Source organism: Actinomadura rudentiformis, assembly GCF_008923185.1.
Taxonomy (GTDB): domain Bacteria; phylum Actinomycetota; class Actinomycetes; order Streptosporangiales; family Streptosporangiaceae; genus Spirillospora; species Spirillospora rudentiformis.
Genome location: NZ_WBMT01000001.1, coordinates 87,408 through 102,288 on the forward strand (window position 1 = coordinate 87,408; position 14,881 = coordinate 102,288).

General features: G+C 66.8%; 17 protein-coding genes. 5 read left to right on the forward strand and 12 right to left on the reverse strand.

The features are described 5' to 3' along the window. Window positions 1-113: 113 nt before the first annotated feature. Together F8566_RS00405 and F8566_RS00410 are read right to left on the reverse strand one after the other, a co-directional pair. The gene (locus F8566_RS00405; protein WP_151556810.1) at window positions 114-527 is read right to left on the reverse strand and encodes a PPOX class F420-dependent oxidoreductase; all 414 of its coding nucleotides are present in this window, start codon (window positions 525-527) and stop codon (window positions 114-116) included. Window positions 528-637: 110 nt separating this feature from the next. Next, entirely contained in the window at window positions 638-1,159 is a 522-nt protein-coding gene (locus tag F8566_RS00410; RefSeq protein WP_151556812.1) for a pyridoxamine 5'-phosphate oxidase family protein, read from the reverse strand. A 20-nt stretch (window positions 1,160-1,179) separates the two neighbouring features. On the opposite strand from F8566_RS00410, the gene F8566_RS00415 reads away from it, so the two are divergent. Both F8566_RS00415 and F8566_RS00420 read left to right on the forward strand, forming a co-directional pair. Next, complete coding sequence (locus F8566_RS00415) at window positions 1,180-2,136, forward strand: LysR family transcriptional regulator (RefSeq protein WP_225992721.1); 957 nt, start codon at window positions 1,180-1,182, stop codon at window positions 2,134-2,136. Between the two features lie 257 nt (window positions 2,137-2,393). Then, the gene (locus tag F8566_RS00420) at window positions 2,394-3,842 is read left to right on the forward strand and encodes a sialidase family protein (protein WP_151556816.1); all 1,449 of its coding nucleotides are present in this window, start codon (window positions 2,394-2,396) and stop codon (window positions 3,840-3,842) included. 559 nt (window positions 3,843-4,401) lie between these two features. Here F8566_RS00420 and F8566_RS00425 read toward each other — a convergent pair. Beyond that, window positions 4,402-5,142, reverse strand: coding sequence for a dihydrofolate reductase family protein (locus tag F8566_RS00425; RefSeq protein WP_151556818.1), 741 nt, complete (start codon window positions 5,140-5,142; stop codon window positions 4,402-4,404). Between the two features lie 2 nt (window positions 5,143-5,144). Next, window positions 5,145-5,672: a pyridoxamine 5'-phosphate oxidase family protein gene (locus tag F8566_RS00430; RefSeq protein ID WP_151556819.1), complete on the reverse strand. Its 528-nt coding sequence runs from the start codon at window positions 5,670-5,672 to the stop codon at window positions 5,145-5,147. A 79-nt stretch (window positions 5,673-5,751) separates the two neighbouring features. Here F8566_RS00430 and F8566_RS00435 point away from each other — a divergent pair, with 79 nt between their 5' ends. Together F8566_RS00435 and F8566_RS49575 are read left to right on the forward strand one after the other, a co-directional pair. After that, window positions 5,752-6,432: a winged helix-turn-helix transcriptional regulator gene (locus tag F8566_RS00435; protein ID WP_151556821.1), complete on the forward strand. Its 681-nt coding sequence runs from the start codon at window positions 5,752-5,754 to the stop codon at window positions 6,430-6,432. Window positions 6,433-6,679: 247 nt separating this feature from the next. After that, complete coding sequence (locus F8566_RS49575) at window positions 6,680-6,847, forward strand: hypothetical protein (RefSeq protein ID WP_192809435.1); 168 nt, start codon at window positions 6,680-6,682, stop codon at window positions 6,845-6,847. Between the two features lie 38 nt (window positions 6,848-6,885). Here F8566_RS49575 and F8566_RS52775 read toward each other — a convergent pair whose 3' ends face one another. From F8566_RS52775 to F8566_RS00470, 8 genes are all read right to left on the reverse strand, one after another. Then, on the reverse strand, window positions 6,886-7,032 hold the full coding sequence (locus tag F8566_RS52775) for a Mu transposase domain-containing protein (RefSeq protein ID WP_404800257.1): 147 nt from the start codon (window positions 7,030-7,032) through the stop codon (window positions 6,886-6,888). 51 nt (window positions 7,033-7,083) lie between these two features. After that, window positions 7,084-7,575, reverse strand: coding sequence for a hypothetical protein (locus tag F8566_RS00440; protein WP_151556822.1), 492 nt, complete (start codon window positions 7,573-7,575; stop codon window positions 7,084-7,086). Then, window positions 7,572-7,781 (reverse strand): hypothetical protein, encoded by a 210-nt coding sequence (locus F8566_RS00445; RefSeq protein ID WP_151556824.1) that lies wholly within the window; start codon window positions 7,779-7,781, stop codon window positions 7,572-7,574. Before F8566_RS00445 ends, F8566_RS00440 begins: the two co-directional genes overlap by 4 nt. 143 nt (window positions 7,782-7,924) lie before the next feature. Beyond that, window positions 7,925-8,293: a hypothetical protein gene (locus F8566_RS00450; protein ID WP_151556826.1), complete on the reverse strand. Its 369-nt coding sequence runs from the start codon at window positions 8,291-8,293 to the stop codon at window positions 7,925-7,927. A gap of 280 nt (window positions 8,294-8,573) precedes the next feature. Then, entirely contained in the window at window positions 8,574-9,608 is a 1,035-nt protein-coding gene (locus F8566_RS00455; protein WP_192809436.1) for a hypothetical protein, read from the reverse strand. A gap of 767 nt (window positions 9,609-10,375) precedes the next feature. After that, the gene (locus F8566_RS00460) at window positions 10,376-10,888 is read right to left on the reverse strand and encodes a hypothetical protein (RefSeq protein WP_151556828.1); all 513 of its coding nucleotides are present in this window, start codon (window positions 10,886-10,888) and stop codon (window positions 10,376-10,378) included. A gap of 293 nt (window positions 10,889-11,181) precedes the next feature. Next, window positions 11,182-11,694 carry a hypothetical protein gene (locus F8566_RS00465; protein ID WP_225992722.1) on the reverse strand — a complete coding sequence of 171 codons (513 nt, stop codon included), beginning with the start codon at window positions 11,692-11,694 and terminating at the stop codon, window positions 11,182-11,184. A 602-nt stretch (window positions 11,695-12,296) separates the two neighbouring features. Beyond that, window positions 12,297-13,604 (reverse strand): ankyrin repeat domain-containing protein, encoded by a 1,308-nt coding sequence (locus tag F8566_RS00470; RefSeq protein ID WP_151556830.1) that lies wholly within the window; start codon window positions 13,602-13,604, stop codon window positions 12,297-12,299. A 650-nt stretch (window positions 13,605-14,254) separates the two neighbouring features. Between F8566_RS00470 and F8566_RS00475 the strand changes: the two genes are divergently transcribed. Then, window positions 14,255-14,881, forward strand: coding sequence for a lytic transglycosylase domain-containing protein (locus tag F8566_RS00475; protein WP_151556832.1), 627 nt, complete (start codon window positions 14,255-14,257; stop codon window positions 14,879-14,881).

Here is a 14,881-nt window from a genome sequence, read left to right on the forward strand (position 1 = left end):
AGCGGTCCATGAACTCGGAGGCGCGTTCGGACGCGGACTCCTAGCATGATCGGGGTGGAGTTCCAGGACGGCCCGACCGGCTACCCCGGCTTCCTTGTCGATCGCCCTCCGTGTCAGCCGAGCCCAGATCGGCCGATGACGTTGGTGATGCTGATCCGAACTGCGGTGAAGCCTTCCTGTACGAATGATTCAACGATGTCCTCTGCGGGTTGAGCGGGGTAGTAGCGGTCGGCGATGCCTGCGGCGACGTGTTTGACCTGCTCTGGCTCGGCAGAGGTCCGTGCATGGCCTTCGATGGTCACGAAGCCGTAGGGTTGCCGCTCATCGCTGACGCAGACTGCGATGCGCCGGTCACGCGCCAGGCTCTTGCCTTTAACGCTCCCGGGCGAAAGGACAAAGGCGAGTTCATCGCCGTCGAGGATGAAGCAGACCGGGGTGACGTGGGGTCGCCCGTCGGCGCGGGTGAGGGCTATGTGGGCAAGCCTTGTTCCCGTTGTGACGAAGGATCGCCATTCGTTGTCGGTCATTGGTTTCATTGGTGTTTCCTTTCGTTCGATCTCGCGATTCCCGCGAGCGGGCGGCATCTGCAGGCACCCGCTTTGCTCTCCACCCTCGCGCTCCGCGCCGTCCGGCACATCTAGAAGCGCCAGCGGGTGGCGCTGAACCCCTTCTCCTTACCGAATGCGAATACCTGCGCCGGCTCAATCGCGTAGACGTGCCGAGGATCGCTGAGTGCGGTGTCGGACGGGTCGTAGAGCTCGTCATCTCTGACGAACGGATGCCACCACGGATATTTGGCCGGAAACAGGTCCGCGACTTGTGTCAGTCGGGCTGCATTCCGGACGAGATGGGCGGTGCCTTCGAAAACCAAGTCGACGTCATGACCGGGGATCGTGACCGCGCAGCCGTTGTTCTGCGCGAGGTTGCGGGCCTTGCGGGTCTGCCGATTGGTGACGAAGCAGATCGTTCCTTCGAGCCATACACCCAGCACCGGCACCACGTGCGGCCGCGCGTCCGGGTTGGTGGTAGCGAGCAGGTAGTCGCCCGCTTCGGCTGCTCGCGTCCGTACGTCCGCCCAGCCGAGTGCTGTCAGGGGTGTGCCGGGAGGACTGGACAGTGGCTCAGGAGTGGGCTCTGGCTCTTCCAGGTACGTCGTCATTCCAATGACGCTAGGCGAGGTTGCGCATTACGAAAAGCGATTGTTTTCGATCAAATCAATCGCCATCGACTATGCTTGACCTTATGGCTGACGTCGAGCTGCGCCACCTGAGGACCATGGCTGCCATCGCCGAGGAAGGAACGTTCGGGCGAGCGGCGAGCCGGCTTGGCTACACCCAATCGTCGGTGAGCCAGCAGATCGCCGCGCTGGAGAAGGCCGTCGGTGGCGCCGTCTTTGACCGGCCCGGAGGGCCCAGGCCAGTACGGATCACTCACCTCGGCGAGGTGGTCCTGGCCCACGGCCGCGATCTGCTCACCAAGGCAGCCGCCCTGACCGACGCCGTCGATCGCTTCAGGGCGGGCAACGGCCGGATCGACATCGGCACCTTCCCCGGCGCGACCAGGCTGATCCTGCCGGCCGTCGTGCGCCGACTGCTGAGCGAGCACCCCGGCTGCGACATCAGGCTGTCGGAGGTGGAACCGGAGGATCCACAGATCGGAGATCTTGACCTGTTGTTCCACTACGGCCAGATCGAAGGCGATGTCGAGCACGTCGAGCTGCTCGACGAGCCGTACCTCCTGGTGGCCGGCGCCGGCGTATTCCCCGAGGGCCCTGTGCCGGTGAAGCTGCTGGACGATGCTCCGATGGTCGCCTGGCCTCCCACGCATCACCAAACACGGCTGGAGCAGGCGCTCGCCCGCGGCGGCGCGCGGCCACGGATCGTGTTCCGAACCGCAGGTCACGAAACCATCGTGTCCATGGTGCGGGCGGGCATCGGCTCGGCGGTACTGCCGCAGCTCGGCATCCACGGATCCGATGCCTGGTCGGACGACGGGCTCAGCATCCACCAACTGCGACCATCGCCCGCCTCCACGTGGTACCTGTACTGGCCGGCCGGACGCACCCAATCGCCACTCGCGACCCGGGCCATCGAACTCGCCGTCGAAGCCGCCAACGAGCTCGCCGACCAAATGTGACATCAGAGTCGGCGAGTCGTGTTCCATCGCCCGCGCCAGCAGGACTCGATTGCGGGGCGCTCGAACCTTCCTGAGATTCCTCGAAGAGCACTCCAGAGTCTGCTTCCCCCTGGCTGATTGCCGCGTCGTCTCTGCGGCGTACGACGGGTGGCGGTTCCTGCTGTGCCGGGCGTAGCGGAGGTTGCGCCGTGGGGCCGACGACGGGTCAGCGGGGGCGCACGGACGATGGCTCGGTATTCGTCTGAAGGGAGCCATCCATGTGGCGCAGAATCACTCTCCTCGCTGCGGCGGTGCCCGCCCTGGCTGTGTTCGTCCCGGTGGACGCCACGTCGGCGGACGTGCGCGTGCCGGCGACGTCCCGGCTGTCAGGACCGAGCCCGTTCGCGAACTGCGCTCCGGGGCCACGTGACCACGACAAGGCCGACGGTGCGATCGAGCCGGTCCTGGCCGCCGATCCGTCCGACCCGCGTCGCCTGGCGGCGGTGTGGCCGCAGGACCACCAGCGTGGCGCGGTCATCGCCGTGACCCACGACCGCGGCAGGACGTGGCAACGTTCCGTCGTGCCAGGGTTGACCAGGTGCTCTGGCGGCGTCCACGAGTACGTGGACGAAGTGGCCGTCACGTTCACCGGCGACGGCGCGCTCGTGGTCACGGGCACTGTGCAAAAGGGCGACGGCGCGACCGCGGGGCTGTCGGTGCGGTCCGCCGACGGCGCCCGTACCTGGACCCGGCCTGCGGTCATCACGCAGGAAACCGACCCGGCCAACGGCGGGTTCATCACCGTTTCGACGGCGGCCGACCCGCGTGATCACCGGGTGCTGTATGCCGTCACCATGCAGTTCCCGCCGACCGAGCGGACCACCAACCGGGCGCTGCTCAGCCGCAGCGTCGATGGCGGGCGTAGTTGGCAGCCACCGCGGCTGCTGCTGGAGGCGGGAACGCGTCGTCTGGTGTCGGGGCACCGGCTGAGCGTGCTGGATGACGGCACGCTGCTGAACGTCTACACCCTCGTCCAGTTGCGCGACGGCGCCCGCGACCTCAGCGTGCAGGCCGTGCGTTCCCGCGACGGCGGCGCGAGCTGGTCCCGACCGCGAAAGGTGGCTGACCTACGCACCAAGTGGCTCTTCCAAGACCCCGAATCCGGAGACCAGGTCTCGCACACCACGAGCCTGCTGTCCGACACCGCCGTCGACCGCCGTACCGGCCGGGTGTACGCGGTGTGGCAGGACGCGCGGTTCAGCGACGGCGCCGCCGACGGGGTCGCCATGGCGTCCTCCGGCGACGGCGGCCGTACGTGGACCGAGCCGGTCAAGGTGAACCGGACCCCGGCCACGATTTCCCCGCCGAACCAGCAGGCGTTCACCGTCTCGGTGGAGACCGGCCGCGACGGCACGGTGGCCGTGGCCTACTCCGACTTCCGCCACAACGACGCCGGCACGCCGCTGCTCACCGACCGCTGGCTGGCGCTGTGCTCCCCGCGTCCGGTGTCCTGCGCCGACCCAGCCGCGACTTGGCGTGAAACCCGCCTCACCACGACGTCGTTCGACATGCGGAAGGCGCCGCGGATCCCCGATGCGACCAGCCCGCGCGGGTTCTTCCTCGGCGAACAGATGGGCCTCGTCGCCAACGGACGCGGATTCACCACCACCTGGGCCGCACCGGACGTTCCGGGACGAGCCGCCGTCCACGCCGCCAACCGCCGGTGACCCGCTTCAAACCCTCCAGAGCCCCGGCCTGCGCCGGGGCTCGCCGCACCCTTGGCCACAGTCCACGGCGCATCATGCCCGGGGCCCGAATCCTCCACCACGGTCAACACCGTGGCGGTCAGCTCCGCTGTCCCGACAAGACGGATCTCCACCTGGACCTCCTGCCTTGGAGGTCCCAACCCTCTGGTCTGGCCACAGCCGGCGGACGGGGTGGTCCGCATCGCCCGGCCACCGCGGTGCGCCACGCATTGTGCGGCCGACGGGTGGATTGTGCTGGCCGCCGAAACTGCGCCCGGACGTCGCAACGTGCAGGTCCCCATCTCGGACCTATCCGTGGATTTGCCAGGCGCGGAAATCGAAGCTTCTGGCTGACTCTGCTGGCGCCAGTCCTGCACCTCCGCTGCAGGACGGCTCAGGCGAGGCAGCAGGTCGGGCAGTGGGATGAGCGGATTACTGTTGGGACGAATGGTCGCGGGGAGTGGCAACTCACGGTCCATCCAGATCACTTCGGACCGCTCTGGCGGCATCGTCCAGGGCCGCCTCCCTGCCTGGATCGGGCTCAGAGCCCAGACCGATGGGCAGGTCGGAAGGATCGAACTGCAGAGTCAGTGGCCGTGTTCGGGGACCACTTCGGGCCGGGTTGAGCTCGTTGGGAGGGTTCACGAGCAGCAACCGACCCTGGCAAGCTGCTCTGTCGCCGGTTGTGCCGCGGTTCAGGAGGTGGCGGGACGCGGTCGACCGGCCGGTATTTCATCAGGACGACTCCTGAGGTGAACGGCTCGGCGGAGACCAGTTCCAGTCGTTGCGGTGGCCGGCCGTTCTCGAACAGGGCCTTGCCGTCGCGTAGGGCCACCGGGTGTACCAGCATATGGAACTCGTCGACCAGCCTGAGTTCAACGAGGGCGCGGATCACCGCGAGACTGCCGTAGACCACGATGTCCTTGCCGTGGCCGCGTTTGAGTTCGATGACCTCGTCCCGGTCGACGCGTTCGAGTCTGCGGGTGTTCTGCCATGCGGCGATGTTGCCCGAAGCGGAGACGACGATTTTCTCCATGGTGTCGACCCGGCGGGCGTACTCGCGCACCTCGTCCGTCTCGTCAGGGTCCTGCGCGGCCCGGGGCCAGTGGCCGGCGAAGTCGGTGTGTGTGATCCGTCCCAGCAGCAGACTGCCGGAGCCCTCCACCAGTTCACGCTCGTACCTGTACATCTGGTCGTCGATCAGCAACCAGTCCATCTCGTCTCGCGGACCGGCGACGAATCCGTCGAGCGTCGTCCACGTCGACACAACGATCTTGCGCATTTTCACTCCATCATGGTGCGTTGAGCTGCCAGGACGGGTTCGGGGGTCAGCTCGGGGAACCGTTCCTGGAAGTCCAGGACGCCGACCCAGGTGGGACGCAGGGCGATTCGGACCATCCGCAGGCCGGGCTTGTCGATCGCCGCCACGTAGGCGTCGCCCGCCTCCTGACCCAGCCCGGCGCGCTGGACGGCGGCGTACTCGGGCAGGACGCCCTCGACCTCGGCCAGGGTGACCTTTCCTCGCAGCATGAGTGCCTGTGGGGGGCCGTCGGCGATGTCGATGGTGATCGCCACGTCGGGGCGGGTGCGCAGGGCGCGGACCTTGTAGGTGTCGGCGAACGCGGGGATGACGACCTCCTCGCCGTTCCAGAGGAAGTTGACCGGGATCAGCCGTGGTGTGCCGTCCTTGACTGTGTAGGCCAGCCGCGCCATCAGAGTCAGGTCGTTGAGCAGACGCTGCGCGGTGGGAGTGTCCAGCAGTCGCACGTCGCCCTGCGGCAGCCGCGCCGCCGGGGTGTCAGAAAGGTTCATGAGGCCTCACCGTAGAGAAGCAACTCCTAAATAACAAGTGGCACTCCTGAATTAGGATTGCTGCGATAGGCTGACCACCATGAGCGGTATGCGCAGCTATGGAGATCCGTGCGGTGTGGCCCGCGGCCTGGACGTCATCGGCGAACGCTGGGCCCTGCTGGTGGTACGCGACCTGCTGCTGGGCCCCAAACGCTTCAACGACCTGCACGCCGGCCTGCCGGGCGTCAGCCCGAACGTGCTCACCCAGCGGCTACGCGACCTGACCGAGCACGGCGTCGTCCAACGCCGCGATCTGCCGCCCCCCGCCCGCGTCCGCCTCTACGAACTCACCGACTGGGGCCGCGACCTGGAGCCCCTCCTCCTCCACCTCGGCCGCTGGGGCAGCCAAACCCCCACCACCCCCGACGGTCTCCTCGGCATCGACTCCATCCTGCTCAGCATCAAGGCGGCCTTCGACCCAGCCAACGCCGCCGAGTCGAGCGGCCTCTACGAGCTGCGCATCGACGCCGACACCTACGTCATCGAGGACACAGCCGACTCGCTCCGCATCAGCCGCGACACCGCCCCCAACCCTCCGGACGCCACCCTCACCACGAACCTCGACACCCTCCGCGCCATCTACGACCACCAGATCACTCTGGCCACAGCACTGGACTCGGGCTCACTGCACCTTGACGGCAACGAAGCCGCCAAACAACGCCTCACCAGCCTCCTCTTGGCCTCGTTCGCGCCCTCACCCCGGCCGACCAACGTGCCCTGAAACTGCGAGATGCTCAGTGACATTGGCTGGCCCAGAGCCTCGACCACAGGTTGCGCCTGAGCCGGCCTCAGCACCCCTCTGGCCGAGGCGGCGCAGTAGTTGGTCGTAGGCAGCCACCGAGGATCAGGTGGCACGTGTGCCATGCGTCGTCCGGTCAGGAACGTCACCGTCGCCGAATCGTCGTCAGTGTCGGCCGCCGCGTCGGGTGGTGAACGGTGTGTGAACAGGTCGGCCTCGGCGGCCTTGCGTGCCGACGCTCGACCTGCAGCGCGACGGCCAGGTGCTCGTAACCCAGCAGCAGGACCTCGATCAGGACCCGGGTGTCGTCGCGGTCACCGTGGCTGTTCAGGCCGCCGTGCACGGGGGCGAACTTGCCAGCGGCGCGGGCTTGTTCCAGCGCCGTCGCCCCGGGTAGGGCGCCGGATTTTCGGACCAGGGCCTCCAGGACTTGAGTCAGATCCAGCCGACTGGCGCCCTTGACCAGCAGTGGCGGGCAACCTCGGCCTGACCGTCATAGACGATCAGGCCGGAGGCGTGCAGCTTGACCCGGATCGTGCGGCCGATCAGGTGGTCCAGGACCGAATAGCGGTTGGTGCGGATGACCTGTTCTCTGAACTTCGATCTTGGTCCGAGAAGCGTGTTCTGGAGCCCTCATTTGAGGATGCGGCCGGGATCGCTTCCAGGGGCGAAGCCGGCGAGCCTGCTTGGGTCTCGGTCGGTCTCCATGTCCTCTTCCCAGCCAACGGCGTGAGCGATGACGTAGTCGAGGTCGCCGCCGGTTTCGAGAAGTAGGCAGTGTGCGCCCTCGTGGATGCCGGTGTTATCGGCTCTGATCTTCTCCGCTTCGGCCAGGGTGGCGCAGCGGATGACGAGGCCGTCGTATTCGATCCTGATCTTCATGGCCCGGACGGGCTTGAAGACGATGTCGATGCGAGATTGACGGCTTCCCGCTTGCGTGGTTGTGCGCGTGCGCAGCAGTAGTTGGCTGTGGCTGATGGTGTAGGCCCAGGTAGTGAAGGCTCGGTCCGAGCGGAAGAGCTCTGCGCCGGGGGTGAAGCGGTCTTCGGTGTTCAGCCAATCCGATGCGTGCATGGCGGGGATCTTGTCAGCGTCGGTGTCGTTCGGCCAGCCGCAGCTGCTCATGGCCGGGCCTTGATCGGCATGCCGAGATCGACGGTTGTTGAGCCGGACGACCGCCGGTCGATCTTGTCGTTGGCGCCGGCGAGGCTGGCTTGAAGGCCTTCGACTTCGCCGAGCCGGCCTTCGCGTTCGGCTCCGGTGATGCGGGCGATGAGGTTGTCGCGGACCTCGACGAGGCGGTGGCGTTGGGTGGGGTCGGGCCAGTGCATGGAGCACCGCAGGCACGCTTAACCGAACTGATCTTGATTGCCGAAAATCAGGGCCTGCGGCACCGCCTAGGCCGTGCACTCTCCGTAGTGGAGGGAGACTTTGGCTTGACCGCTCGGTGTGTCGCAGTAGGTACCGGATCTCGTTAGAGAGAGCGGAACCGGCTGAGGAGGTCTTCAGCTCGTCGGCTGTCGGCTTTGAACCCGATGAGGTCGTGTCGATTGTCGAGTTCGGGCTGGATGACAAGTGCGTTATGGCACTCGAAGCAGAACGCGATTTCGAAGAACAGCTGATCAGTGCCATAAGCCCGGAGGCCGAATCCCGGCAGGAAGCAGCGCATGACGTCGCCTGTCGGCAGGGCAGCGACCAAGTCGAGGGCTTCGGCGGCGTCTGAGCCTTGCCAGGTCCCGATCGTCGCGCCGGGAACGCTGGTCCATCGATGCCATTCCGAGAGGTCATCGATTCGGATGCATTCCAGTCGGTCGGTCTTCACCGCGGATTCAGGCAGGCGCATCTGCTGATGATGTCACCTCAGATGATCGCCCTGTTATCCGACGGAGGCCTGGCATGCCGAGGTTGACAGCGCTTGTTCGTCTGGGCGCCTCGCGCATGGCTTGGAGTTTCTGATCGGCGGCGGCCAGGGTGGTCTCGATGGCTGCGACTTCTCCGAGCCATCCTCATCACTCACGTCGTGGCGGTGACTGATCAGGGTGTGCAGAGGGACGGCCTCGGCAGTGGTGGAGATCGAGGGTGGCGGGCTGGCCCGGGTAGAGCGGTAGCGATGCCCGTTCAGGTTATGGATCTTCAGCCAGCTCCTTACGGCTGTCGCGGTCGAATTTGACTCCCACACCATCGGCTGCCCGTCGTGCGACGTCCTCCGTCGAGATGGATCGCAGCAGGGCGGCCATGAGCGCCAAGCCCACGCCGATGCTCAGGGCATGCTCAACGACTGCGATCAGCGTGTATTCAGCGGTGACAAAGCCCCCGGGCCGGAGGATCACCATCGGCAACTTCCAAGCGCTCCATGCGAACAGCGAACCTGAAGCCCCGAAGGCCAGCGCCGTCGGGATCCACAACCGCAGGCTTCGCGGTCGACGGCGGGTTAGCGCCCAGAGGCTCCAGACGCCGACCAGGGCCCACAGTCCCGAACTCGCGTTCAGCAGCCGCCCGTCGAGATCCCAGCGATCGCGTGCCGGGTCAAGGCCCAGCGTCCCGCCCAGCGCCCAGTGACACCAGAGCAGGGCCAGTCCGCCGGCAACGACCATCGCCGCCGTGACCAGCGGGGATGAGAGAGCCTGGCCGTCCCCGACTCGGCCGAGGAAGGCCCGCGGCCATCTCTCCCGCAGGTAGATCGGAATGGCCACGGCCAGGCCCATGGCCATTCCGGCGAAGCCGATGGTGATGAAGACCGTCTCCCAGCGCGGAGCCGCATCCGAGCCGTCACCGCCGCCCCCCGAGTCGGCCCCGAACGCGCCGAGAACACTCCTGATCAGCGCGTACGGAAGCATCGGGACCAGGAAGCCCGCCCCCACCCAGGAAAAGAAGATCACCGGTACGGCGGGCAGCCGGCGTCCCCGTCGCTGGGCGAGCGCCAGCCCCAGCGCGACCCCGGTCACCGCCATCACCACGGTGACGGCGTTCAGCACCACCCAGTCGGCAGTGCCGAAGTCGTCCGGAGCGTCCCCGAGCAGGGCCGCGGTGACCCAGACGACCTTGACCACCAGGTAGAGGCCCATGCTCAGCGCCGCGGCATAGCCGGCGAGCCTGCGCATCACACTCCAGCGCGCACCCACGCTCGCCGCCGAAAGCCCTGCCATCCTTCGCGTCATCCGAATCCGCACTCCCCGCGCCAACTGATCTCAACACCTGCCGAGCCTTCCGGGGCCGGTGATCGCGCGGGACCCGCCACGGTGGGAACCGCCGCCGATCGCTTCCCCCGCGCGGGGGAAGCAAGATCGTCCTCAGGTGCCCCCGTTTCCGAACGCGGCGAGTCGCATCAACTGCAACCGGTTCAGGGGCCTGATGCCGGTACGACGTTGATCCGCACCATGTAGGGGCGACGAGGTTGGGGCGGGTGTTGACGATCGTGCGGCGCATCGCCGCGATGTGGATGCGGCCGTTCGGGGTGGTCGACCTCGACCGCCAAGCCGAGAGACCCGCATGCGGTGACCACGCTGGCCGGGTTGGCAGTGTCGGCCTGCCACGCCTCCCACAGCTCACCGCCAGCTGAAAGGACCTGCTCGGCCTTGCACGCGAGCTCGGCGGAGGCGTTGTGACGGCCGGATGCGATGTGCGAGACACAGGAGCGGTCGTGTTCTGCGTCCGGCGCGCGTGGTGTACGGCGTGCTAGAGCGAGCCGAGAGGATTCAAGAGTGCCTGATCTGATTGCACGCTCGGTGAATGAAGCACTCGGTGACTGGATGGAAATGGCTGCACTGCTACCTGCAGGTCTACGTCCTTGAACGACGCCCTCGCCGCCCCGGCGGGCTGGGATGTCTGTCGGAGCCTTGCGGACCTTCGGCCGGGTGAGACCCCTGGAACGGCGAGTACGCCACCTGATCATCCGGATCTATCGCGACAACTCGATACGCGATTCCTAGCCTGGGGTGGCTGACGCTTGTCCAACTTGTTCCATGCAGGCTTGGCGGACCAGAGCCGCCAGTTCGTTGCGGGGGCGGCCCCATCCGGCCTCCCACTCGTCGTGGAGTCCGTAGAGGGAGCCGAGGGGAGGTTCGTGGTAGGCGTCGTGCCAATCGGAGCTGACCATGAACTGTTCGACCTGGGCGATCAACCATTCGGCGTCGACCTGGTCGGCGAGGTGGAGAGCGGCGAGATCGTCGTAGACGGCGTTCACCGCGGAGCGGAGATCATCCGGAATGGGGGCCCGCGCATCGTTCAATGCCGCAGGGAGGACGTCGCGGACCTCTCGGGTGTCGGATCCGTCCAGCCCGGCCAGCGTCCGGAGTGCTTCTCCATCATGACCGTCGGCGATCCAGTGCGCCGCCCAGAGCGGCACTCGCTCGGCCGCCAGATTGTCGATCTTGAGCCAGGCTGCGACGAGGCGGGGCGAAGGGATCTTTCTGCCGCGGCCGTAGTAGGGGACTCTCACCCTTTCATTATGGCCTCTGACCACGTCCGGTGATTGAGCGTCCTCCTTCGAGATCACGTCCGGTACCGGCGGCCTTGGCAGACTGCCCGCAAGGCGCCAAGGGCCCCAAGGGCAGCCTGGGAAGCCGCTGGTGAATGGCTTCGGCCGCGCCTTAGTCGGCGTCGGGCATTATGACCTCGCGCCACCACCTGATCGGCGGCCGCACCAGGCCCCGATCGCTTACAAACAGCTGCATCCGTCAAGGATCGCCACAAGAACGAGGGGCACCGGCAGGCGCATCGTTGGTGATGTGATCACACGTCTTCGACGAACCGTCCCATCCAGCTCGCCAGCTGGGCTCCCAGCTCCTCATCGGCCGCCTGTACCAGCTCGTTGGGATCAGACGGCGGGGCGAGTCCGAACTGCTGATCCAGCCAGGCGAGATACTCCACGTGGTCGGGGCTGGCCTCATCGCCCTGCTCATCCTCGTCGTCCTCGACGAATCCGGCACAGTCATCCCACACATGGATCTCCCTGTCACACCCAAACAACCGCAGCAGCTCGCGGATGTTGTGCGCGACGATGAAGATTCCGCCTTCATCCCCGAACACCACAACGGGCAAGGTGCTCAGGTCCGCACGGTCATCGACGCGCCAAAGCGCGTAGGTCGAGCCGGACAGAGTGGCGTCGGCGAAACCGAGGAAGCCGGCGACGAATTCCGGATCGGCCGTCCAGGTCTTGATTCCGGGAACGACTCCGAATTCGCGGAGCTCGACCGCTTGCGAATAGCACGCACGTCCGAGCCGTTCCTCGAACTCCTTGAGCATGTTCAGCTCGGGGACGGGAGAATACGCGTGACTCATCGGCCGCTCCGCGACCAAGGCGTACTGCAAGATCGTTTCGGCCGGGCCGAGGGTACGAACCCAACACGCCCTCGCCACCAGCAGTCACCAGGACAAATGCCTCATCACTGCTTGACCGGTCCAGTGTCGGGTAGCGGCGTCGCATCGCTGTGCCGCCGCCCCTCACAACCGGGCGAGTGGGCTTTCCTCGTACCACGGCTCAAGCAAGCGCCGAGGGCTTGACGGGGTGAAGGTGTCGCCGGTCGCCTGCGGTCGCGGGCCCGAAGACTGCGTTAGCAGGAGGTGCACACCAGGCGCGTTCGCTTACCGTCCGGCGCCGTACCGCTCGGGGGACGCGCAGCAGCGGAGCCAGTCTGCCGAGGATCTCTCCGATCGCCTGTGCGCGGCGTCAGGCTCGGCGCGGATGGCGCGCACGTACCCGCGTTGCCGCGCGGGAACGGTCTGGTCGGTGCCGGAGAGCGCGGTCTCCCCTCCAGGGTGGGCTCCAAGGGTGGTGTGGCCCTGGCCTTGGCGGGAGCCTGCCGCACCTGCCGAAAGTCCCGCCAAGCCTTGGGCGCTGGGTCAGGTCAGCGTTGGGAGTGGAAGGCGCGGAGGCGTTCCACTACCGGCTCGTAATTGAGATGGTTGCCTTGGGCGAGCCAGTGCTCGGCCAGTTCCAGGGCGGTACGGCCTCTCAAGTCGGGGGTGTCGTCGGCGCCGTGGCGCAGGATCTCCTCGACCAGGGCGAGGAGGATGTCACTTGCCACCTCATGTTCGTAGTACCCGTAACGGTCGAACAAGGCGTGCAGAGACCCTTCGGTGCCTGCGCCAGACTCAACCAGGAATCTCACCTCGTTCACCCGGATCTCCAAGTCCTCCCTTGAGCCGTACGGCAAGTCCCGCAACAGCGAGACGAGGCGGTCTTTCGCGTAGTGCATGGTGTGCGCCCCATGCTCGGTCAAGAAGCGGATTGCCTCCTGCGGGTAGGGGCGGGTCCTGATCGCCAGGTCGAGCAGTCGTGCATCGCGCCGGTTGGGTGCGTTCACCGGTGCTCCCGCTTCGACCAGCGTGCGGAGGATTCGCCAGTGGTCGTCGTGTTCGATGCGCTCGGCGGCGGGCTCAACGGTCTGGTCGCGGCCGAGGGCGGCGAAGTGCGGTGCGTTGCCGCCCTCGGCCTGCAGGGCCGGATCGGCCCCGGCGGCGAGCAACGCCGCGACGACGTCCAGGCGGCGGCGTGCGACCGCATGATGCAGCGGGGACATGCCGCGGTCATCGAGCGTGTTGACGCTCGCACCGCGAGCGATGGCCGCTTGGACGGCCGCTGGATCGTCCGCCTCCAGCAGGGAACGGTCGGCGGGCGAGAGCGCACCGGTCGGCCGGAGTTCCAGGACGGCGTACGCCTCATCTTGATGCGGCGGAGAGGCTCTGGTCAGAAATACGAAGCGGGCGCTCACAAAGCGCCGAGGGGCAGCACCCAGGTAGGGATCGTTCCAATGCTCCTTGGTCAGGACGTCCATGAGCGCGATGCGGTCGAGCACGATCAGGGCGAAAACTCGCCGTTCCCGCGCCTGGATCTCGCCCAGCACGGGGAAGTCCTCCTCGGCATCCGCGTGCTCGGCCAAAAGGTCCTCGATCACGTCGGTGTCGTAGGGGCCCGCAGCCGCACGCGCCAGCAGGTCAAGGGCGCCGTACACGGAGGTGGCCTCGCCGAGCACTCGGATGCCGACCAGGTCCTCGTCCTGCTCGCTGTCTTCCTCCGTGATCGGGGCATCGTCCGGGTCGTACATGACCGCGACGTAGCGTCCGCCGCACAGTTCGGGACGCAGTCGTCCAGAGTCGGTGTCGGCCAGGCAGCGCAGCAACTCGTCCACGTCCATGATCGTGAAGTCTGTCACCAAGCCGATCCACCGCTATACCGCCAACGTCTTTCATGGGATCCGGTCAAGACCTGTTTGCATGTCCGTACTCATCGCGAGTGGCGTTCGGTGCTCACGACGAAGGTCGCACAACACCCGCCTGCACCGACGCGTCAGCAGTGAACGTCCGTCACCGTCCACCAAAAGCGCCAGAACGCGTTTACCTATACCTCGCTTCGTACGTGTGCGACGCGCGTGCGGCCCGAGAGCCGGCGGCCGCTTACCGCGCCGCCATCCCTCAAGCGCACAGCGGGCCTACACAGCGATGTGCCGCGGTTGGTATCCCCCAGGCTGCCGTCCGATCGGCGCCCAACCTCTCCGAAACGCAGGCGCGGACCAGGGCAGTGGCGACGCTTTGACGTCGACCCGCCGACCCGCCGACGAGCACGATCGGGTGACCTTGTTCGGGGACACCAGGGCGAATGGTTTCCCGGAGCTGCCCTGCTTGTACGCGATTGCTGCCGGGATCTCCACCTGAGGGACGGCGACGTCGGAAGGTATGCCCTCGGTCAAGGGAGACCCTCGGTCGCTCCTGGCGAGGGGCGTCGGGTCGGCTTTGGCGGGTCTGGCTCCTAGGCTCCCCGGGGCCAGGAACCAGCCCGCGCCGTACTCACCGATCAGGACGTGCAATGAACCTGCTGCATCCCGCCGCGCTGCGCCGTGACACGGGTCGCGATACGGGTCGCGATACGGGGGCCGCCGGGATCGTGCTTGCCATCATCGGTGGCATCGCCGTCCTGGCGGTCTTTTCCAGCCTCAATCACGAAAGCTGCGACGACCAGCCCGCCTCTGTCGGGCAGGCGAACGCCATCCCTGCCGGCTACCTCAAGCTCTACAAGAAGGCCGGCACCGACTACGGCCTGCCATGGACCCTGCTGGCCGGCATCGGAAAAGTCGAAAGCGGCCACGGAACCAGCACACTGCCTGGCGTCCACGACGGCGAGAACTACGCCGGCGCGGGCGGCCCCATGCAGTTCCTGTCGGCGACCTGGAAGAGCTTCCGCGTCGACGGCAACAACGACGACGAAAAGAGCCGCTACGACCCCGCAGACGCCATTCCCTCGGCCGCCAACTACCTCAAGCACAACGGCGCTCCCGAACGGACCCGCACCGCGGTCTACATGTACAACCACTCCCGGGAATACGTAGATCGCGTTCTACAGTGGGCCGAGCGCTACGACGGCGGCGACTACTCCGTCACCGGCCGTACCGCCGCCCGCCCAGCGCCCTGCCACCGACCCGACGGCAAACGCTGA